Origin of the sequence: Streptomyces sp. NBC_01506 (assembly GCF_045040295.1) — a bacterium.
Taxonomy (GTDB): domain Bacteria; phylum Actinomycetota; class Actinomycetes; order Streptomycetales; family Streptomycetaceae; genus Streptomyces.
In genome coordinates this window covers 1,283,753-1,305,193 of sequence record NZ_CP109422.1, presented here as the reverse complement: position 1 = coordinate 1,305,193, position 21,441 = coordinate 1,283,753, and the positions used below count along the sequence as shown (strand labels likewise).

The window sequence follows — 21,441 nt, the reverse complement described above, 5'->3', positions numbered from 1 at the left end:
CGAAGAAGCTGTGGCCTGGCACTATGGGCGAATGATCGACCCCCGGCGTCTGCGCATCCTGCGAGCCGTGGCGGACCACCGTACGGTGACCGCCGCGGCGGCGGCGCTGTATCTGACCCCGTCCGCCGTCTCCCAGCAGCTCGCCGCGCTGGAGCAGGAGACCGGCCACGCGCTGCTGACCCGCAGCGGCCGGGGCGTACGGCTGACGGCGGCCGGGGAGATCCTGCTCACCCACGCCCACGAAGTCCTCGCGCAGCTCGAGCGGGCCGAGGCGGAGCTGGCGGCGTACGCGGGCGGAGTGGCCGGCGAGGTCACGGTCGCCGCGTTCGCCACGGGGATCGCCGAGGTGCTGGCCCCGGCCATCGCGCGGCTCGCCGCGTCGGACCCGGGCATCCGCGTACGGGTACGGGACTCCGAGGGCGACGAGAGCCTGCCGCTGCTGCTCGACGGCCAGGCGGACGTGGCGCTGGCCGTCGAGTACCGGGGCGCGCCCACCGAGGACGACCCGCGGCTGTCGCGCGTACCGCTCTACGCCGAGCCGTTCGACGCGGTCCTGCCCGAGGGGCATCCGCTGTGTCGCGAGATCGAGGTGCCGCTCGCCGAACTGTCGGACAGCGACTGGATCAGCCCGTACCCCGGCAATCCCTGCCACGAAGTGATGCGCCTCGCCTGCGAGTTGGCCGGTTTCGAACCGCGACTGGTGCATTCGTCGGACGACTTCCGCGCGGTGGTCGCCCTCGCGGGCGCGGGCGCGGGAGTGGCGCTCGTGCCACGCTCCGCGCTGCGCGGGATGGAACTGAAGGGCACGGTCGTACGCTCGGTGTCCGGCCCGCCCGCCACCCGCCGGGTCTTCGCGGCCGTCCGCAGGGGCGCGGAACACCACCCGCTGATCCGCCCGGTCCTTGACGCGCTCACACACTCGGCGTCAGGTCTGACGACGGGCTGAGCCCGGTCCAGGGGGTGCGCGGAGGCGCCCACGGGCGCGGCGGCAGACTGGGGCCATGGACGCAGGACTCGCCGCACTGCTCGGCGCCGCGGTCGGTTCGCTCGCCACGTTGGGCGCCGCGTTGGTCAACGGCCGTTCCCAGGCGCGGGCGCAGCGTGACCAGTGGCGCCGCCAGCACCGTCGTGACGCGTACGTGGGCTACCTCGGCGCGCTCCACGACCGGGACATCGCCATGGACGCCGTCCGCGCGGCCCTGCGGCCGGGCGCCCCGGATTCCGTCAATGCCGTCGATGCTGTCGATTCCGTCGATGTTGTCGATCTCGACGAGAAGCTCGGCCGTTTCGTCACGCTGGCGCGCGAGGTTCACCGCGCCGTCGAAATCGTGATCATCGAGGGGCCCGACTCCGTCGTGGCCGCCGCCGAGCGCGTCACCCACGCGTCGCAGGAGCTTGCCCGCGTCGTCGGACGGATGGGCGCCAACGCTCGCGCGGGTGCCGTCGCCGGCGCGGCCGACGACGCCGCACTCACCGATGCCGCGCTCGCCGAGGAGCGCGAGCGTTCCCTGTACCGGGCGGTCAAGGACTTCCGCCACGCGGCCCGCGCCGCTGTCGGCAACGGGGACTGAACCGGGCCCGCGCCGCCAGGTCAGCGGGCCACCGCCAGCACCAGGACCGCCACGATGACGATGACCGCGCCGGCCGCGATCAGGCGCTGTTTCAGTCCGTTCGAGAGGGTCGAGACGACCTGGAGGCCCCGCTCGCCGGGGAAGACGTGGAAGACCCGGTTCGGGGTCGTCCATCAGCACCACGCGGGCCAGCGGGCAGGTCTCCAGAGTCACCCGCCGGGACAGCTCCGCCTTCCGGCCGCCCAGATGGTTCGCCAGGGCCGCGCGGTGCGTGTCGTGGACGCCGGTGGGTAACGCGCCGTCCGCCGGGACGTCGTGCGACTGCCACCGCCCGGTGGCGGCCAGCCGCTCGCGGACCTTGTCGGGCCAGTCGGGCCTCGGCAGCGACAGGGAGGCGGTCTCGTGCGCGTACGCCACGGTCCCCTCCACCCAGTGGGTGATGCTGCCCTCGCCACCGCACACCTCGTGCGGGCGCACACCTGTCCCCGAGCAGCGCCCGCACGTCTCGCGTCCCCGGCCCTCGCAGTGCCGGCACCGGACCCGGCCGCGCCCCGAGCAGCCGGGGCACGCGGCCTCGGAGGTCGCGCACACCGCGCACGTGACTCGCCGCGCACCGGGTGACGTGGCGCGCGCACCGGTCGCGGCGGGGCGCACCTTCGCCGTACGCGTCCGACGCCGGCCGTTCTTCTCGCACTCCGTGCAGGGGGAGACGTCGAGGCACACGTCGCACGCGGGCGGCTCGTTGCGGCAGGTGCACGCGTGCCGGCCGCTGCCCGAGCAACCGGTGCACTGCTGCGTGCCGTTGTCGCACGGGCAGGGCACCGGCGTATGTGAGTGCGCGCGGAGCAGGGTGAGTGTGCCGGGCTTCTCGGGCGCCGACAGCGGGTGGTCCGCGAGGGCGCCTTCGTAAAGAGGCAGCGCCGACAGATCCTTCGTACCGAAGGCCGTCCGCTGTGTCTCGGTGCGTCGCTCCGTGAAGCGGACGACCGTACAGCGCACCAGTTGTCGGCGCGTGACGTCCCGGAGCCGGCCGGGGGCGGCCCCCGCGCCGCCGCCCATGGCCGTGTACGGGGCGAGGGCCTTGAGCAGGTCCTCGTCGGGCAGCGCGGTGTGGAGCGCGTCGTCGTTCGGTGCGTCGGACATGGGCGGGTCTCGTCCCTCCTCCGGCACGCGGCGACGCCGCGCGGATCGCAGGGTAGGACTGTTGCCGACCCACCATCAAGAGGGCCATGTGAGCCACGAATCGGCGGGGCGGGCGGGGTGCCGCCGCACCTCCGCACCGCCCCGTGTCCCACCCGCCCCGCCAGTCCCGTCGCGCCCCGACGCCGTCCGGCGCCGCCCAACGCCTCCCTACGACAGCAGGCTCGGCGCCGCCCGGTCCAGCACCGAGCCGACGCGCTCCCATGTCTCCATGTCCCGTGCCACCGGCGGCAGTTCGGGACCGTCGCCGGTCTTCCAGGAAGCGGCGATCGCCACCGGGTCCTCGCCGCCGGCGGCCGACGCCGCCAGCGCCGCCGCGCCCAGGGCGACCAGTTCGCCGCTCTCCGGCACGATCACCGCACGCCCGGACAGGCGCCGTACGGTCTCCACCCACGTACGACCCTGGGCACCGCCGCCCACCAGCCGCAGCGGCCGGTTCGCCGCCACGGGGTCCGCCGGATCGAGGCCGCAGGCGCGCAGGACCTCGTCCAGGGCGCGCAGGACCGTGTACGCCGCGCCCTCGTACGCCGCGCCGAGCAACTGCTGCGGCGTCGTGTCGTGCCGCAGCCCCGTCAGCAGGCCGGAGGCGGTCGGCAGGTCGGGGGTGCGTTCGCCGTCGAGGTACGGCAGCAGCACCGCCTCGCCGCCGGGCGCCGCGTCCTCGCGGTCCAGGCGCAGCAGTTCGGCGACCTTGTCGACGGCGAGCGTGCAGTTCAGGGTGCAGCCCAGCGGCAGGAACGTACCGTCGGCCGCCGCGAACCCGGACAGCGCCGCCGACGCGGGCCTGGTGCGCGTGGCGGCGAAGACCGTGCCCGAGGTGCCGAGGCTCAGCACGGGGTGGTCCAGCAGCCCGGCGCCGCCGAGGCCGAGGCCGACGGCCGCGCTCATGTTGTCGCCGGTCCCGGCGGCGACCGCGATACCGGCGGGCAGCCCCAACTGCTCGGCGGCGGAGGAGGTCAGCGAGCCGACCCGCGCGGCGCCGGTCGGGGCGACGGTGGGCAGCAGCGACTCGTCGAGGCCGACGAGCGCGAGCAGTTCGGGGTCGTACGCCCCACTCGCCGTGGAGTACCAGCAGGTGCCCGACGCGTCGCCGGGGTCGGTGGCCGCCGTGCCGGCGAGGCGTTCGGTCAGGAAGTCGTGCGGCAGCCGGACGGCCGCCGCCGCGTCGGCGGAGCCGGGATCGTTCTCGCGGAGCCACTGCCACTTCGCCGCAGTCATCGACGCGACGGGCACGGATCCGGTCCTGGCGATCCAGGCGTCGGGCCCGCCCAGCGCCTCGGTGAGCGCGGCGGCCTGCGGGGCGGAGCGGGTGTCGTTCCACAGCAGGGCGGGCCGCAGCGGCTTCCCGGCCGTGTCGAGCACCACCAGTCCGTGCTGCTGGCCGGCGACCGCTATGCCCGTGACGGCGGACGCCGGTACGCCGGACTCCTTGAGCCCCATGGCGACGGCCTCGCGCAGCGCCTGCCACCACACCTCCGGGTCGGTCTCCCGCGCCCCGGCCTCTCCGGTCACCCGGTGCGGCGCGCGCCCGACGGCGAGCAGCCGTCCGGTCGCCGCGTCGGTGAACGCCGCCTTGGTCGACTGGGTGGAGCTGTCGACGCCGATGACCACCTGGCTGTGCGGCACGCTCGTACCTCTTCCTGTATCCGGGCTCGCGGCGGGATTTTGACCGCAGGCCAACAAATTACGTGATGTTGTCGTGCATCCAGCAGGGATGGGCGTCATTTCCTTGCCCAAAGCGGCATTCGACGCTCCGGACGGTGTTGGGCGAACACGGGGTCTTTTCCGTTCCCACCCGGAGGTGCATTATTAGTCATGTCAGGAAACAAAAAGGTCTGCACCTGCCGGACCTGAGGTATCGAAGGCGGCCAAAGATATGACGGAACGCTTCACTCCGACCCCCGCGGACAAGTTCAGCTTCGGTCTGTGGACGGTCGGTTGGCAAGGCAGAGACCCGTTCGGAGACGCGACGCGCCCGGCGCTCGATCCCACCGAGTCGGTACAGCACCTCGCCGAACTGGGCGCGTACGGAGTGACCTTCCACGACGACGACCTGATCCCCTTCGGCTCGTCGGACGCCGAGCGCGAGGCGCACATCAAGCGCTTCCGCCAGGCGCTGGACACCACCGGACTCGTCGTCCCCATGGTGACCACCAACCTCTTCACCCACCCCGTCTTCAAGGACGGCGGCTTCACGGCCAACGACCGTGACGTCCGCCGCTTCGCGCTGCGTAAGACCCTGCGCAATCTCGACCTCGCCGCCGAGCTGGGCGCCAAGAGGTTCGTCGCCTGGGGCGGCCGGGAGGGCGCGGAGTCCGGCGGTGCCAAGGACGTGCGCCTGGCGCTCGACCGGATGAAGGAAGGCTTCGACCTGCTGGGCGAGTACGTCGTGTCGCAGGGGTACGACATCAAGTTCGCCATCGAGCCCAAGCCCAACGAGCCGCGCGGCGACATCCTGCTGCCGACCGTCGGCCACGCGCTCGCCTTCATCGAGCGCCTGGAGCGCCCCGAGCTGTACGGCGTCAACCCCGAGGTCGGCCACGAGCAGATGGCCGGGCTGAACTTCCCGCACGCCATCGCCCAGGCCCTGTGGGCGGGCAAGCTCTTTCACATCGACCTCAACGGCCAGCACGGCACCCGCTACGACCAGGACCTGCGCTTCGGCGCCGGTGATCTGCGTGCCGCGTTCTGGCTGGTGGACCTGTTGGAGACGGCGGGCTGGGAAGGCTCGCGGCACTTCGACTTCAAGCCGCCGCGCACCGAGGACTTCGACGGGGTGTGGGCGTCCGCCGCCGGATGCATGCGCAACTATCTGATCCTGAAGGAGCGCGCCGCCTCGTTCCGCGCGGACCCGCAGGTGCGGGAGGCGCTGCGCGCGGCGCGGCTGGACGAACTGGCGCAGCCGACCGCCGCCGACGGGGTGGCCGGCCTGCTGGCCGACCGGGGCGCGTACGAGGACTTCGACGTGGCCGCCGCGGCGAGCCGCGGCATGGCGTTCGAACACCTCGACCAGCTCGCCATGGACCACCTCCTGGGCGCCCGCTGACCCGGCACTGAGACGAACGTGTCCTGACACAGCCGCGCACGCGGGGCGGACCCACCGCCGGTCGCCCCGCGTGCGCGAGTGCTTGTACGTGTGCTTGTACGTGTACGTGTACGTGTGTGCGTGCATGTGTACGTGGAGGAGAGCCGGCCATCGACGGGCTGCCCGGATGCCGGGTGCCGCGAAAACCGTTGGCGGACCCCGGCGGCCACTGCTAGCTTTCCAAAGGCCGTGCGAGAGAACGAGGAGGTGGTACCCGTGAACGCAGTATCGACATGGGTGCTCCCCTCCGGGGTCACGGTCGGGCGATAGGTCGTCCGGGAGCGCCGTTCAAGCGCACTCCCGAAAGGCACGACCATGCGATTCACTTCCGAGCAGCGCCTCGACGACGGCGTCCTCGAACGCGAATTCACCCTCGGCGAGATCCCCGGCACCCTGTGGACGCCCGCATCCGCCGCGCCGACCCCGCCGAGCCCGCTGATCCTGATGGCCCACAACAACGGCCTGCCCAAGGCGCAGCCCCGGCTGGTGGCCCGCGCCCGGATCACCGCGGCGTACGGCTACGCGGTGGCCACCATCGACGCCGCCGGGTGCGGCGACCGGCCACGTTCCGCCGCCGACGAACAGGCACGCGCCGATCTCCGGCGGGCGATGCGGGCCGGCGAGCCGGTCGATGAGATCTTCGAGTCCCTTGTCGGCCCGCTGGTCGGCAAGGCGGTCCCGGAATGGCGGACCACCCTGGACGCCCTCCTCGCGCTGCCCGAGATCGGCGGCCCGGTCGGGTACTCCGGGTGGATGGCCCTCGGCGTCCGGCTGGCGGTGGTCGAGCCGCGCGTCGTGGCCGCCGCCTTCTTCGCCGGGGGTTACGTGCCCCGCGCCCAGCGCGAGGAGGCCCGGCAGGTCACCGTCCCGCTGCTGATGCTGCTCCAGTGGGACGACGAGGGGAATCCCCGGCAACGGGCCCTGGACCTGTTCGACGCCTTCGGTACCAAGGAGAAGACGCTGCACGCCAATCCGGGCGGGCACACCGGCACCCCGTGGTTCGAGGTGGACGACGGGAACCGGTTCTTCGGCCGACACCTGAAGTGAGGCCGGGCCGCCCGGCCGACAGCAGCCGGTGGCCGACAGCGGCCGGTGGTCGCCATCGGCCGGGCAGCCGCACCTCGACACCAGGGAGCAGGCCATGAACGAGAAGAAAGCTCGGGCACCTCGGTCCCGTGGCGGACGCCTGGCAGGCCCTTCGTGAGGCGAACCGGGCACGCCGGCCCACCGATTGACCGACGAGCCGACCGTGGTCCGACCGTGGTCCGACCCGTCCCCGAACCCCGCCCCGCCCACCGCGCCGCCGCGCTACGCGCTCGTGCGGTCCGCGTACGCCACCGGGTCCGCGAGCACCGCGCGGACCACCAGCGCCGCAGCGCCCCGCGCCGCGTCTCCCGCCGAGGATGACGCGCGTAGCCGGCCGCTGTCGCGCGGCCACAGGCCGGAGACCACCCGGTCGGTCAACTCGCCGTCGGCGGGCGGCGACAGCCACGGCATCAGGCTCCGGTAGATCCCGCCGAGCACCACCGCGTCGGGGTCGAAGAGATTCACCGCGCCCGACAGGACCCGGCCCACCATCCGGCCGGCCTCGCCGATCGCGGCGATCGCCCGCTCGTCGCCGGCCCTGGCCAGCGCCTCCAGCTCCGCGACGCCCGGCACCCCGGCGTTCTCGTCGAGCCCCGCGCCCCGCAGGAGCGCCGACTGGCCCGCGTACTGCTCCAGACAGCCACGGGAGCCGCACCGGCACAGCGGCCCGTCGGCGTCCACGACGACATGGCCGATCTCACCGGCGAACCCGTTGGCGCCGCGCAGCAGTTCACCGTCGAGCACCAGCGCGCCGCCGACGCCGATCTCGCCCGACAGATAGAGGAAGCTGCGAATCCCGCCCAGGCCGCCGAACCACAGCTCGGCGAGTGCCGCGAGATTGGCCTCGTTCTCCGAACGCACCGGCAGCGGCGTCGCGGAGGGATCCGACTCGGCCAGCGCCCGCGCGAACAACTCCTCGGCGGGCACCCGGTTCCAGCCCAGGTTCGGCGCCTGGCGGACCGTACCTCCCGAGACCAGACCGGGCAGCGCGAGCTGCACACCGACCGGCGAGAGGTCCTGTTCGGCGGCCGAGTCGAGGGTGCGCGCGGCGATCCGGGCGCCACGGGCGAGGACTTCGGCGGGCGCCGCGCCGCGGTTGTCGAGGTGTTCGGTGAGCCGTACGCGGTCGGTGCCCGACAGGTCGACCACGCACACCGAGATGTAGTCGATGTTGATCTCGACGCCGATGCCGGCGGGGCCGGAGCGCGTCACTTTCAGTACGGTGCCGGGCCGCCCGGCCTGCCCGCTGAACGTCTTGCCGGACTCGGAGAGGAATCCGCTGTCCAGCAACTGCTCGACCAGCGAGGACACCGCGGCCCGGGTCAGTCCGACCCGCGCCGCCACACCGGCCCTGGTCGCCTCGCCCTCGTCCCGCACGGCGCGCAGCACCAGGCTCAGATTGTGCCGGCGCACCGTCTCTTTGTCGGCCTTGGGACCGAGCGATGTGTGGTTGTTCTTCATGGTGCGGTCGAGCCTATGTGATCGGTATACGGACAGACGGCCGGTCCCGCGAGATCGATGGCCCGTCCAGCCACTTGTTTAGATTAATTAGTAATAATCATTGACAGGGTCGGGGAGCGCGGCGACAGTCTTCGTCGTGACCCCAACCCCCGGGAGACATCAGTGACTTCGCATCGGGCCACGGTGGCCGCCGTCCTCGCCGCGCTGTTCGCGGTGGTGACCGTGCCTTCCGCGCAGGCAGTGGACCGGCCGCCGGCCCAGGCCGTGGACCGGCCCGCCGGCCAGGCCGTCGACCAGGGCGCCCCCACGTACTACGACAGCGGCCTCGCCCCCACGCCGTACATGGGCTGGAACACCTACTACGGCCTCGGCGCCCCCACCGAGCAGGAGGTCAGGTCGGTCGCCGACCATCTCGTCAGCAGCGGGCTCAGGGACAGCGGTTACGACATCGTCTGGCTCGACGGCGGCTGGCAGGCCGACACCCCGCGCGACAGCGAGGGCCGGCTGGCCGCGCACCCCGGCCGCTTCCCCTCCGGCATCCCCGCCCTGGTGACGTATCTGCACGAGCGCGGACTCAGAGCCGGCATCTACACCGACGCGGGCACCTACGACGGCGGCAAGAGCTGCGGGCTCGGCAGCCGAGGCCATTACACCGAGGACGCGCGGCAGTTCGCCGACTGGAAGATCGACGCCGTCAAGGTCGACTTCCTCTGCGGAATCAGCGCGAAGCTCGATCCCGGGCCCGCCTTCAAGCAGTTCAGCGACGCCGTGGCGAAGTCCGGCCGCCCGATGCTGCTCAATCTCTGCAACCCGCTGACCGACGACTGGGGCATCCCGCACACCCCCGAGCAGGACGCGCACAACACCTACGTCTACGGGCCGAGGACCGGTGACTCCTGGCGTACCGGCACCGACGTCGCCTTCGGCACCCCCTCCACCGGCCAGTGGGCCAACATCCTGCGCAACATGGACGCCAACGCCTGGCACCCCGAGGCCCAGGGTCCGGGCCGCTACAACGACCCCGACTACCTCATCCCGACCCGCGAACTGGCCGACGGCTCGTACGAGCTGACCGAGGAGGAGTCCACCACCCAGCTCGTCATGTGGGCCGTGATGGGCTCACCCCTGATCATCGGCTCCGACCCGCGCACCCTGTCGCGGTCGATGACCGACACCCTGCGCAACCCGGAGATCATCGCCGTCGACCAGGACCCGCTCGCCGTCCAGGGGGTACGCGTCGCCACCGACACCACCGGCGACGTCTACAGCAAGACCCTCAAGGGCGCGGGCAAGCGGGCGGTCGTCCTCCTCAACCGCTCGGACAAGGCCGCGACCCGCACCGTGACCTTCGCGGACGCCGGACTGACGGGCGAGGTCTCCGTACGGGACGTGCGCGCCCGCGCCGACCGGGGCACGCACACCGGCTCGTACAGCGTCACCGTCCCCGCGCACGGCACCGCCTTCCTCACACTCGGCGGCCGGGACGACGCTCCCGGCGCCGCACTCGGTACGCGCTCCACCGCGAGCCCCGCGCTGGTGCGCGACGGCGACCGACTGACGGCGTTCACGCGGGGCGCGGACGGCTCACTGCGGCAGACGAGCGGGCGTGACGGCCACTGGCCGTCCCGTACGACCTCCCCTACGACCTCTACGACCTCCCGTACGACCGACCTCGGCGGCCCGACACACGGCCGGATCCTCGGCCAGCCCGCCGCCTACACCTCCCCCGCCGAGCCGGGCCGGATCGACGTCTTCGTACGCGGCACCGACGACGCGGCGTACCGGCGCGCCTTCACGGACGGGCGGTGGGGACGCTGGCAGAAGCTCGGCGGGAGCCTCGCCGACGCGCCGTCCGTCGCCTTCGAGAGCGCCGACCGGTGGACACTCCTCGCCCACGACGAGGACGGACAGATCCGGGCCCGTGGCCCGCGCTCCGGATGGACGACGCTGGGCGCGCCCGAGGGCCGGACCGTGTACGGGCGGCCGTCCGCCGTCGTGGACGAGGCGGGCCGGACACATGTCGCCGTACGTACCGCCGAGGACGCGGTGTGGTGGCGGGTACGGGACACGGCCGGCACCTGGTCGGCGTGGACGTCGCTGGGCGGGACCGTCAGCGGCAGCCCGACGCTCGTCGCGGTGGACGGCGGGGTGCGGCTGTACGCACGGGCCGGGGACTACACGCTCTGGCAGCGCGCGTACGGCAACGCAGAGGGGACCTGGGGTGGCTGGTCGGCGCGCGAGGAGTTCGTGAGCGGCGTCTTCGACGGCGCGCTCGGCGCGACCGCCGGACCCGGCGGCACCGTACTGGCCGCCTTCCGGGGCGTCGACGGCCGCGTCCACCAGACCGGCTTCCCGGCCGGGTGACCGCGGCCCCGGCCCGAGCGACGTATCGCACTGTCCCAACCCGCACTGCCCGAAAGGGAGTTCACCCATGGCCACCCCACCCACAGCCCCGCCCACAACCCCGACCTCACCGCTCGCCTCACCACCCGGCCGCCGCCAGTTCCTCGCCGGCACCGGCGCCGTGGGCGCCGCCGCGCTCCTGAGCGGCTGCGTCACCTCGGGATCGACCGGCAAGAGCGAGTCGGGCGGTGACGTCACCCTCCAGTCCAACCTCTCCTCGCCCCAGGCCAAGAAGGCCATGGAGAAGGTCGTCGAGAGCTTCGGCGAGGAGGGCGGCGCGAAGGCCAAGCTCAACACCGTCGCCTCCGAGACCTTCCGCACCCAGTTGCCGACCTATCTCACCTCCGCCAACCCACCGGACCTCTACACCTGGTACCCCGGCTCGGTCGCGGAGTCGTACGCGGCCAAAGACCTGCTGCTCGACGTCGGCGACATCTGGTCCGGGCCCGAACTGGCCGGATACTCCAAGGCGTTGAGCGAGCTGTGCACCTCCGCCGCCGGCCGGAAGGTCTTCGTCCCCACCACCTACTACTGGTGGGGTGTCTTCTACCGGAAGTCGAACTTCGCCAAATGGGGCGTCGATGAGCCCAAGACCTGGGACGAGTTCCTGGACCTGTGCGACACCCTCAAGGGCAAGGGAGTCGCGCCGATCGGACTGGGCGCGGGCGGTAACACCCCCTGGGTGGCGTCCTCCTGGTTCGACTATCTGAACATCCGGCTCAACGGCGCGTCCTACCACCGCGAACTCCTCGCCGGAAAGCACCGGTTCGACGACCCCGAGGTCCGCAAGGTCTTCGACCGCTGGGGCGAGGCACTGCCCTACTTCGACCCCAACGGCACCGCCCTGCCCTTCCAGGACGCCACCACGGCGCTTCTCCAGGGCCGTACGGGGATGATGCTGATCGGCACGTTCTTCGCCGACTCCGCCCCCAAGGAGCAGTTGGCGGACATCGACTTCTTCCGCTTCCCGGTCATCGACCCCAAGGTCCCCCTCGCCGAAGAGGCCCCCACCGACGGCTACTTCGCCAGCGCCCGCACCAGCCGCGAGGCCGAGGTGAAGGAGCTGATGCGCTATCTCGCCACCGCCGAGGCGCAGGAGATCTATCTCAAGAACTCCTCCGGCACCGCGCTGCCCACCCACCCCGACGCCAAGGACAGCGGAACCGCCCTGGTGAAGAAGGGCCGTGCGCTGATCGAGGGCGCCGCCGAACTCACCCAGTACTTCAACCGCGACTCCAGCGACGCCCTCCAGCCGCCCGCCGACGCCGCGCTCACCCGCTTCCTCGCCAAGCCCAAGGAGATCGGCTCCATCCTCACCACCTGGCAGCGCGAGTCCCAGAAGATCTGGGGCCGCTGAGATGTCGGCGGTCGTCACCGAGACACCCGCGAAGGAGCGCGGGCGGCCGGCGGAGAACAACGAGCGACCACGCCGTAATCGGTCCACCCGCGTGCCGCCCGTGGTCCTCGCCTTCGTCCTCGTCCCCCTGCTCGCCGAGGCGTTCTGGGTGTTCTGGCCGGCGGTCCAGGGCTTCTACCTCTCACTGACCGACTGGGACGGGGTCTCCGCGCCCCGCTTCATCGGCCTTGGCAACTTCCGTGAGATGTTCGGCGACGCCGTCTTCCGTACCGCCGTGCTCGACACCGCCCTGTGGCTGCTGCTGTTCGGCGGGCTCTCCGCGCTCCTCGGCCTCGGCGCCGCGCTGCTCCTTCAGCAGGAGCGCCGCGGCGTCGGCTTCTACCGGGCCGCGCTCTTTCTGCCCGTCGTGTTCTCGCTCGTCGCCACCGCCCTGGTGTGGCAGGCGATGTACCAGCCGGACGGGCTGATCAACCAGGCACTGGAAGCCATCGGTCTCGACAGCCTCACCCGCGCCTGGCTCGCCGACCAGGACACCGCCCTGTACGCCGTGATCGTGCCCGCCCTCTGGCGCCAGATCGGCTACGTGATGATCCTCTACATCGCCGGACTCAAGGGCATCGACCCGGTGCTCCACGAGGCGTCGAAAGTCGACGGCGCGAACCGCTGGCAGCGGTTCAGGCACATCACCCTGCCGCAACTGCGCGGCGTCAACGCCGTCGTCCTGTCGGTCATCGTCATCGACTCGCTGCGCTCGTTCGACGTCGTGTGGGCGCTGACCCGTGGCGGCCCGTACCACTCGTCCGAACTGCTCTCCACCTACATGTACTCCACCGCCTTCCAGTCGCTGCGACTGGGCTACGGCTCCGCCCTCGCGGTCGTGATCTTCGTGCTGGCCTTCGGGGTCATCGCCTCCTACCTCGTCCGAGCCTTCCGGGAGGCCGACTGATGTCCGCCACCTCAGGACCCACCTCGGCCACTCGCCGCAAGCTCGCGACCGCAGGCTTCCACCTCGGCGCCGGCACCCTGTCCGCGCTGTGGCTGCTGCCCATCGCACTCGTACTGGTCACCAGCGTCCGCTCGTTCGACGACATCGCCGCCAACGGGCTCGGCGCCCTGCCGCACTCCTTCACCCTCGACGGCTTCCGTCAGGCATGGGTCGACGGCGGTCAGCAGCGGGCGCTGATCAACAGCATGCTCGTCACCGTGCCGACCGTGCTCGCCACCCTCGCGCTCGCCTCGACGGCCGCCTTCGCCCTCAGCCGCTACGAACTGCCCCTGCGCCGCACGCTGTTGCTCCTCATGCTCGGCGGCAATCTGCTGCCGCCGCAGATCCTGCTCATCCCCGTCTCCCGCATCACCGAGACACTGGGCCTGTACGACACGCTGTACGCGCTCATCGGGGTGCAGATCGGCTTCGGCGTCGGCTTCTACGTCTTCGTCCTCCACGGCTTCATGCGGTCCATCCCCGTCGAGATCCAGCAGGCGGCGGTGATCGACGGCGCGAGCCCCTGGCAGATCTACTCCCGCATCGTGCTACCGCTGACCAGGCCCGCGCTCGCCGCGCTGAGCGCCCTCTCCTTCACCTGGATCTTCAACGATCTGCTGTGGGCCATCACCGTCCTGAGGACCGACAGCCAGATGCCGATCACCGCGTCGCTCATCGGCCTCCAAGGTCAGTATGTGTCCATGTGGAACGTGATCGCGGCGGGCTCCGTCATCGCGGCGGCCCCGACCGTCGTCGTATTCCTGCGATTCCAGCGCCACTTCGTGGCCGGCCTCAATCTGGGAGCGGTCAAATGACCCCGCACGAGCCATGGTTGCTGCGCACCGAGCACACCGTGTACGCCGTCACCCTCGCCCCCGGCGAGGGGTGGGCCGAACTCGCCGCCTGGGGCCCGCACGGCGCCGAGCGGGGACCGTCCCCCGTCGACTGGTCGCGCCGTACACACTTCATCACCCCTGCCGACGCCGCCCCCGCCGAGTACATCCCGTACGGGCCAAGGCCGTTCACCGGCGCCGACCTCGTCGCGCAGCGCCCCGGCGAGGAGCGCGGCGTGTGGTGGCGCTTCACCGGCGCGAGCGCCGACGGTGACCGCGCGCTGCGTCTCGTCTTCACCGACGACACCCTCGGACTGACCACGACGCTGTGCTACGAGAGTGTCCCCGGCACCGACGTGATCCTCCGCTGGACCGAACTGACCTGCACGGGCGACGCCGAACTGCGCCTGGAACGCTTCGACTCGGCGGCCGTGAACATTCCCGTCACCGACACCGCGCGGCTCACCTACCTCTGCGGCCAGTGGTCGCAGGAATTCCGCCGCACCCAGCTCGAACTCACCCGTGGCCGCTTCGAGTTGGCCAGTGCCCAAGCTGTCCCCGGCCACGCGTACGCACCGTGGCTCGCCGTCCAGGACGCGGCGCACCCGACCGAGGGCGCCACCCCCACCTATGGCATCGCCCTTGAATGGCCCGGCAGTTGGCGCATCACCGCCGACGCCGAGCCGGGCGGCGCCCTGCGCGTCCGGGCGGGCCGGCTGCCCCACGAGAGCGCCGTACGCCTCGCGCCCGGTGCCACGCTCACCACCCCCCGGCTCGCCTGCGCCTTCAGCCCGGACGGGCTCGAAGGGCTCGCCCGGGTCTGGCACCGCTACGAACGCCACCTCTCCGGCGAGCGGCTGCACCGGCCGCGCCAGGTGCTCTACAACTCCTGGGAGGCCACCGGCTTCGACGTCGAGGCCACCGGGCAACTGGAGCTGGCGCGCCTCGCCGCCGGCCTCGGCGCCGAGCTGTTCGTCGTCGACGACGGCTGGTTCACCGGCCGTGACGACGACACGGGCGGCCTCGGCGACTGGTATCCCGACCCGGCCAAGTTCCCCGCCGGATTCGACCGGTTCATCGCCCAAGTGCGGGAGCTGGGACTGGACTTCGGACTCTGGGTGGAACCGGAGGCGGTCAGCCCCGGCTCCGCCCCGCACACCGAACACCCCGAGTGGGTCTACCGCGTCGACGGCCGCCCGGTCACGCTCGTACGCAACCAGCTCCTGCTGGACCTCGGCCGCACCGACGTCCAGGACTTCGTCATCGGCACGCTGGACCGGCTGCTCGGCACGTACGCCATCAGCTATCTCAAGTGGGACATGAACCGCCCACCGACCGAACGCGGCCGGCCCGGCGACCCGCGCCCCGTCGAGAGCCAGGACCTCGACGCCGCCCATGTCACCGGCTACCTCCGCGTACTCGACCATCTGCGGACCGCGCACCCGCACGTCACCGTCGAGGGCTGCGCGGGCGGCGGCGGCAGGATCGACCACGCCACACTCGCCCGTACGGACGTGCTCTGGCCCAGCGACAACACCGCGCCACTGGACCGGCTCACGACCCAGTACGGCTACCTGCACGCCCACGCCCCGCACACGATGAGTTCCTGGGTGACCGACGCGCCGGGAATCTTCGACCCACGGCCGCGCTCGCTCGCCTTCCGCTTCGTCAGCGCCATGTCCGGTGTCCTGGGCATCGGGGCCGACATCCGGAAGTGGACGGACGCCCAGCGCGCCGAGGCCGCGCGCTGGGTGGCCCGCTACAAGGAGATCCGCGACATCGTCCACCACGGCGAGATCCGGCTGCTGAACTCACCCGCCGAGCCGACCTGCGGAGTGCAGTACGACGAAGACGGGCGGGGATCGGGCGCCGGTGCCCGCACCGTCGTCACCGCCTGGAACACCGGCCCCCTCGACGGCGCACCGCTGGTGCCGGGACGCCCGGCCCGGCTGCGGCTGCGCGGCCTCGACGCGGCGGCCGACTACCTGGACGAGGCGTCCGGTACGGCGTACGGCGGCGGGTATCTCCTGCACACGGGGCTGCCGTTCCACTGGACCGCCGACCACGACGCCGAACTCGTGGTCCTCACCGAGCTGGCCCCCGGCGGACCGGCGGCCGCGACCCCATGACCCGCACGCTCACTACAGTCGCCCAGGACGCCGGACGGCGGCCCCGCACCCCGAGGAGACGACCCGCACCATGAACGCACCAGCCCGCTTCCACGACCGCGTCGCCGTGGTCACCGGAGCCGCGTCGGGCATCGGGGCCGCCGCAGCCTCCCGCCTCGCCGCCGAGGGCGCCGCCGTGATCCTCGCCGACATCGACACCGTGCACGGCGAGTTCGTCGCCGCCGGTATCCGCGACAAGGGGGGCCGAGCGGACTTCGTACGGGCCGATGTCGCCGAACAGGACGACTGGGACCGCGTCGTGGCCGCCGCGCACCGCCGCGGCCCCGTCGGCGTCCTTGTCAGCAACGCCTACACCGTGGATGTCAGCCCTGCCCACGAGACGACCCTCGCCTCGTGGGAACGCCAGCTCGCCGTCAACCTCACCGGCGCCTTCCTCGGCTTCCGCGCCGTCCTGCCCGATCTGCGCGCCCACCACGGCGCCGTGGTGCTGACGTCCTCCGTCCACGCGCGCATGGGCATCCCCGGCCACCCCGCCTACGCGGCGAGTAAAGGCGCGCTGCTCTCGCTCTGCGGACAGCTCGCCGTCGAGTACGGACCGCAGATACGCGTCAACGCCGTACTGCCGGGCCCGATCCTCACCGCCGCCTGGGACCGGGTGCCACCGGCGGACCGCGCCCTCAGCGTCGAGGGCACGGCGGCGCGCCGCTTCGGCACCCCCGAGGAGGTCGCGGCGGCCATCGCCTTCCTGGCGGCCGACGAGGCGTCCTACATCACCGGATCGAGTCTGCTCGTGGACGGCGGATGGAGTGTCGTGAAGTCATCGGCCTGACCACGCGACCCACCGCCGCCCACGAACGACCAGCAGAAAGGCAGAACGACACATGACGCCATACGCGCGCCGCGGAGTGCACGGCCAGACCGTGGAGACTCTCGCGCGCCGGGTGCTCAGCGGCGAGATCCCCGAGGGATCCACCCTCGATCTCGTGGAACTGCAGCGCGAGTTGGACGTCAGCCTGACCGCCCTGCGCGAGTCGCTGAAAGTGCTCGCGGCCAAGGGAATGGTCGACGCGCGGCAGCGCCGGGGGACGTTCGTCAGATCCCGCGCGGACTGGAACCTGCTCGACGCCGACGTCCTGCGCTGGCAGTTCGCCGAAGGGACCAGCGCCGGCGCCGACCTGGCCCTGCTGCGCAACCTCGGCGAGGTGCGCGGCATCGTCGAACCGGCCGCCGTCCGGCTCGCGGCCGAGCGGCGCACCGACGCCGATCTCGCCGCGCTGGAAGCGGCGTTGACGCGGATGGGGGAGGGGGACGGCGGAGCCGCGCACGCGGTCGAGGCCGACCTCGCCTTCCACCGCGCGCTCCTCGCCGCCACCCACAACGAACTGCTGACACGCATGGAGATGGTCATCGAGTCCGGTCTCGCCCACCGCGACCGGATCGTGCACTCCTCACCGCACGGCGAGGACCCGGTGCCCAGCCACCGCGCCGTCCTGGACGCCGTACGCGCCCAGGACCCGGACGCCGCCCAGCGGGCCATGCGGGCACTGCTCGACCAGGCGGTCCGCGACCTCGACAAGGTGCACGGGACGTCCGGCCCGGCCGACGTTCCCGAGACGAAAGGCCCCGAGGCCAAGTGAAGATCGTGCGCGTGGAGACGTTCCTCGTCCCGCCCCGCTGGCTGTTCTGCCGTATCGAGACGGACGACGGCACCGTCGGCTGGGGCGAGCCCGTGGTCGAGGGCCGGGCGGAGGTCGTACGGGCGGCCGTGGACGTCCTCGCCGAATACCTGGTCGGCCAGGACCCGTCGCGTATCCAGGACCACTGGCAGGTCATGGCCAAGGGCGGCTTCTACCGGGGCGGCCCGGTGCTCTCCAGCGCCGTCGCCGGGATCGACCAGGCGCTGTGGGACATCGCGGGCAAGACGTACGGCGCCCCGGTGCACGCCCTGCTCGGCGGCCCCGTCAGGGACCGGGTGCGGGTGTACGCGTGGGTCGGCGGCGACGAACCCGCCCGGCTCACCGAGGAGGTCACCGCACAGGTCGAGGCGGGCTTCACCGCCGTGAAGATGAACGCCGCCGGGCGTACGTCCCCGATCACCAGCCCCGCCGAGACGGCCGCCGTGGTCGAGCGGGTGGCGGCGGCGCGCGCCGCCCTCGGTCCGCACCGGGACGTCGCCGTGGACTTCCACGGCCGGTTCAGCCCGGCGGGCGCCCGCCGGGTGCTGTCCGAACTGGCGCCGCTGCACCCGCTGTTCGTGGAGGAGCCGTTGTTGCCCGAGCACGGACATCTGCTGGCCGGGCTTGTCGCGTCCAGCTCCGTGCCCATCGCGACCGGTGAACGGCTCTACGGACGGGCCGAGTTCCTGCCCGCGCTCACCGCCGGGATCGCCGTCGCCCAGCCCGACCTCTCGCACGCCGGCGGCGTCTCGGAGGTGCACCGCATCGCCTCGCTCGCCGACACCTACGGAGCGCAGTTGGCGCCGCACTGCCCGCTCGGCCCGATCGCGCTGGCCGCCAGCCTGCAAGTCGCCTTCTGCACACCGAACTTCCTCATCCAGGAGCAGAGCAGGGGCCTGCACTACAACAAGGACGCGGACCTGCTGTCGTACGTCATGGACACCGAGCCGTTCCGTTTTGTCGACGGCCACGCCCACCGCACCGAGCTGCCCGGACTCGGCGTCACGATCGACGAGAACGCCGTACGCGCCGCCGACCGGACCGGGCACGCCTGGCGCAACCCGGTCTGGCGGCACGGCGACGGCTCGTTCGCGGAATGGTGAGCGTGCCGGTCCGCGCCGAGACCGACCGCGCGCACGGCGGACGCTGGACCTCGCTGCGCGTGGGCGGCCGGGAGTGGCTGTGGAGCCGCGACGAGCCGCGCCGTCCCCTCGTCGCGCCGGGCGACGCCTTCGCCGATGCCGGGGGCCTGGAGGAGTGCGTCCCGACCGTACGCGGCACCCCTGACCACGGCGACGCGTGGTCCCGGCCCTGGCACCGCGACGGCGACGAGGAGACCGGCGAGGAGACCGGCGAGGAGACCGGCGAGGAGTACGTCGACTGCCCGGACTTCCGCCTTTCGCGCCGTATCCGCAGGGAGGCGGCCGGCCTCGTCGCCGACTACCGGCTGACGGCCGCGCCCGGCTACCGCTTCCTGTGGGCCGCGCACGCGCTCCTGGACGTGTCGCCCCTGGCCACCGTCGACATCCGGCACGGCGCGCCGACCCGGCTCTACCCGGACGACGGGGCGCGCTGGATCGCGGGCGCCTGGCCACTGGTCGACGATCTGGCGCTCGACCGGCTCGGCCCCGACGACGGCACGGCCGTGGGCGCGGTCGTCGCCGCCCCGGAGGTGTCCGTACGCGACGGGCACGCCGGGCGGGACACCTTGCACCTCGCGCTCGAGGCCGAAGGACAGCCCGTCTCGGTCGCCCTGTGGCGCAACCTCGGCGGCTTCCCCGCCGACGCGCCGTACCGCTCCATCGGCGTCGAACCGATGCTCGGCCGGGTCTTCGACCTGGCGGCGGCCGGTGAGCACGACGCCGCGCGGGTCCCCGGATCGGGCGAGGTCCGCTGGCGGCTGACCGTCACCACGGGACGCGATCCGCGACCATGAACGAGAACACCACGAACGTGTAAGGAAGAAGGAACCCACCCGTGGATCTGCCGGCCGCCCTGCGCGCCCACCGACTCGTCGCCATCGTGCGCGGCGACGACCCCGAGGCGGCGCTCAGCACCGTACTGACACTGATCGAGGAGGGCGTCGCACTGGTCGAGGTCTCGCTCACCGGGCGGGACGCGCTGGACGTCATCGCGCAGGCCCGCGCCGCGCTCGGGCCGGACGCACCGCTCGGCGCGGGCACCGTCCTGACCACCGACGACGCGCACGCCGTCCACCGCGCCGGCGCGGACTTCGTCGTCACCCCCGCCGTCTGCGAAGGCGTCGGCGCCGCGCGAGGGCTCCAACTCCCCGTACTCGCCGGGGCGATGACCCCCACCGAGACCGTGGCCGCGCTGCGCGCCGGAGCCTGCGCCGTGAAGCTCTTTCCCGCCGCCCAGGCGGGCGGACCCGCCTGTCTGCGCGCGCTCCGGGGCCCCTTCCCTGACGTGCCGTTCGTCCCGGTCGGCGGCGTCGACGCCGAGGCCGCCAGGGCGTATCTGAACGCCGGCGCGCTCGCGGTCGGTGTCGGATCCCCGCTCATCGGCGACGCGGCGGACACGGCACACGCGGCGGGCGGCTCCGGTCTCGACGGCCTGCGCGCCCGCGCCCGCACCTTCCTGGACGTCGTACGCGCCGCGCCTCAGGACCAGTGGTGAGTACGGCTCCGCCGCCGCGCCCCGGTCCGGTCGTCTGTATCGGCGAGACGATGGCGGCGCTGGCGCCCGACCCGGTCGCCCCGCTCGACACCGCCGAGCTGCTGCGGCTCGACATCGCGGGCGCCGAGTCGAACGTCGCGATGTATCTGGCGGACCACGGGGTGCGGACCCGCTGGGTGTCCGCGCTGGGCGACGACCCCTTCGGACGGCGTGTCCGGGAGCGGATCGCCGCGTCGGGCGTCGACGTCTCCGGCGTACGCACCGATCCGGCGCGCCCCACGGGCCTGTTGGTCAAGAACCCGGGCACGGACGCGACGGGCGTCCACTACTACCGCACCGGATCGGCGGCCTCCGCCCTCGGGCCGGGGATCCTGGACGAGCCCGCGCTGCGCGGCGCCGGGCTCGTCCATCTCACCGGGATCACCCCGGCGCTCTCGGCGTCCTGCCGCGCCCTGGTGGAGCGGGCGCTGAGCGCCGAACGGCCGTACGGCGTGAGCTTCGACGTGAACCACCGCCCCGCGCTCTGGGGTGCCGAGCCCGCGGCCGAGATCCTGCTGTCTCTCGCGGCCCGCGCGGACATCGTCCTGGTCGGACTGGACGAGGCGCAGACGCTCTGGGGCGGAACTCCGGCCGACGACACGGGTCCCGACGAGGTCCGCGCGCTGCTCCCGCAGCCGCGCGTCCTGGTGGTCAAGGACGGGGCGCGGGCGGCCACCGCGTACGTGGGCCCCGACACGTACACCGTGCGGGCACCGAAGGTGCGGGTGATCGAGCCGGTGGGCGCGGGCGACGCGTTCGCCGGAGGCTTCCTGGCGGGTCTGCTGCGGTACGGCGATCCCGTACGCGCCCTGCGCCTCGGCCATCTGACGGCGGCTTCCGCCCTGCGCGTCACGGCCGACCACGGCCCACTGCCACCACCGCACCGGACGCGGGAACTGCTGGCGGCCGACGAGACGGCCTGGAACGCGCTGACCGTATGACTGCCGGCGAAACGAGCTGTCCTAAGAAGGAGGCCCGA

At 72.6% G+C, this 21,441-nt stretch carries 17 protein-coding genes; 14 read left to right on the top strand and 3 right to left on the bottom strand.

Annotation, left to right across the window (positions count from 1 at the left end; translation table 11 throughout):
* Positions 1 to 31 precede the first annotated feature (31 nt).
* On the top strand, positions 32 to 946 hold the full coding sequence (locus OG329_RS05305) for a LysR substrate-binding domain-containing protein (RefSeq protein WP_405793151.1): 915 nt from the start codon (positions 32 to 34) through the stop codon (positions 944 to 946).
* Here the strand turns inward: OG329_RS05305 and OG329_RS05300 are convergent.
* Positions 912 to 2,714: a hypothetical protein gene (locus OG329_RS05300; RefSeq protein WP_405793150.1), complete on the bottom strand. Its 1,803-nt coding sequence runs from the start codon at positions 2,712 to 2,714 to the stop codon at positions 912 to 914. The genes OG329_RS05305 and OG329_RS05300 overlap by 35 nt on opposite strands.
* 207 nt (positions 2,715 to 2,921) lie before the next feature.
* Complete coding sequence (xylB, locus tag OG329_RS05295) at positions 2,922 to 4,397, bottom strand: xylulokinase (protein ID WP_405793149.1); 1,476 nt, start codon at positions 4,395 to 4,397, stop codon at positions 2,922 to 2,924.
* Between the two features lie 250 nt (positions 4,398 to 4,647).
* On the opposite strand from xylB, the gene xylA reads away from it, so the two are divergent.
* Positions 4,648 to 5,817, top strand: coding sequence for a xylose isomerase (gene xylA, locus OG329_RS05290; RefSeq protein ID WP_405793148.1), 1,170 nt, complete (start codon positions 4,648 to 4,650; stop codon positions 5,815 to 5,817).
* A gap of 354 nt (positions 5,818 to 6,171) precedes the next feature.
* Positions 6,172 to 6,903: a dienelactone hydrolase family protein gene (locus OG329_RS05285; RefSeq protein ID WP_405793147.1), complete on the top strand. Its 732-nt coding sequence runs from the start codon at positions 6,172 to 6,174 to the stop codon at positions 6,901 to 6,903.
* A 261-nt stretch (positions 6,904 to 7,164) separates the two neighbouring features.
* Here OG329_RS05285 and OG329_RS05280 read toward each other — a convergent pair whose 3' ends face one another.
* Entirely contained in the window at positions 7,165 to 8,403 is a 1,239-nt protein-coding gene (locus OG329_RS05280) for an ROK family protein (RefSeq protein ID WP_405793146.1), read from the bottom strand.
* Positions 8,404 to 8,565: 162 nt separating this feature from the next.
* Here OG329_RS05280 and OG329_RS05275 point away from each other — a divergent pair, with 162 nt between their 5' ends.
* The 11 genes from OG329_RS05275 (at position 8,566) to OG329_RS05225 (ending at position 21,403) form a co-directional block, all read left to right on the top strand.
* Entirely contained in the window at positions 8,566 to 10,767 is a 2,202-nt protein-coding gene (locus tag OG329_RS05275; RefSeq protein ID WP_405793145.1) for a glycoside hydrolase family 27 protein, read from the top strand.
* A 67-nt stretch (positions 10,768 to 10,834) separates the two neighbouring features.
* On the top strand, positions 10,835 to 12,163 hold the full coding sequence (locus tag OG329_RS05270) for an ABC transporter substrate-binding protein (protein WP_405793144.1): 1,329 nt from the start codon (positions 10,835 to 10,837) through the stop codon (positions 12,161 to 12,163).
* A gap of 1 nt (position 12,164) precedes the next feature.
* Positions 12,165 to 13,109: a carbohydrate ABC transporter permease gene (locus OG329_RS05265; protein ID WP_405793143.1), complete on the top strand. Its 945-nt coding sequence runs from the start codon at positions 12,165 to 12,167 to the stop codon at positions 13,107 to 13,109.
* Positions 13,109 to 13,963, top strand: a complete 855-nt coding sequence (locus tag OG329_RS05260) for a carbohydrate ABC transporter permease (protein ID WP_405793142.1) — start codon at positions 13,109 to 13,111, stop codon at positions 13,961 to 13,963. Before OG329_RS05265 ends, OG329_RS05260 begins: the two co-directional genes overlap by 1 nt.
* The gene (locus tag OG329_RS05255; RefSeq protein ID WP_405793141.1) at positions 13,960 to 16,110 is read left to right on the top strand and encodes an alpha-galactosidase; all 2,151 of its coding nucleotides are present in this window, start codon (positions 13,960 to 13,962) and stop codon (positions 16,108 to 16,110) included. The genes OG329_RS05260 and OG329_RS05255 overlap by 4 nt, the downstream gene beginning before the upstream one ends.
* 70 nt (positions 16,111 to 16,180) lie before the next feature.
* A complete protein-coding gene (locus tag OG329_RS05250; protein ID WP_405793140.1) occupies positions 16,181 to 16,939 on the top strand; it encodes an SDR family NAD(P)-dependent oxidoreductase in 759 nt (252 codons plus the stop codon).
* A gap of 52 nt (positions 16,940 to 16,991) precedes the next feature.
* On the top strand, positions 16,992 to 17,747 hold the full coding sequence (locus OG329_RS05245) for a FadR/GntR family transcriptional regulator (RefSeq protein WP_405793139.1): 756 nt from the start codon (positions 16,992 to 16,994) through the stop codon (positions 17,745 to 17,747).
* Positions 17,744 to 18,889 carry a galactonate dehydratase gene (gene dgoD, locus OG329_RS05240; RefSeq protein WP_405793138.1) on the top strand — a complete coding sequence of 382 codons (1,146 nt, stop codon included), beginning with the start codon at positions 17,744 to 17,746 and terminating at the stop codon, positions 18,887 to 18,889. The genes OG329_RS05245 and dgoD overlap by 4 nt, the downstream gene beginning before the upstream one ends.
* Positions 18,883 to 19,722 (top strand): hypothetical protein, encoded by an 840-nt coding sequence (locus OG329_RS05235; RefSeq protein WP_405793137.1) that lies wholly within the window; start codon positions 18,883 to 18,885, stop codon positions 19,720 to 19,722. The genes dgoD and OG329_RS05235 overlap by 7 nt, the downstream gene beginning before the upstream one ends.
* 41 nt (positions 19,723 to 19,763) lie before the next feature.
* Positions 19,764 to 20,423, top strand: a complete 660-nt coding sequence (locus OG329_RS05230) for a bifunctional 4-hydroxy-2-oxoglutarate aldolase/2-dehydro-3-deoxy-phosphogluconate aldolase (RefSeq protein WP_405793136.1) — start codon at positions 19,764 to 19,766, stop codon at positions 20,421 to 20,423.
* Complete coding sequence (locus OG329_RS05225; RefSeq protein WP_405793135.1) at positions 20,420 to 21,403, top strand: sugar kinase; 984 nt, start codon at positions 20,420 to 20,422, stop codon at positions 21,401 to 21,403. Before OG329_RS05230 ends, OG329_RS05225 begins: the two co-directional genes overlap by 4 nt.
* Positions 21,404 to 21,441: the final 38 nt, after the last annotated feature.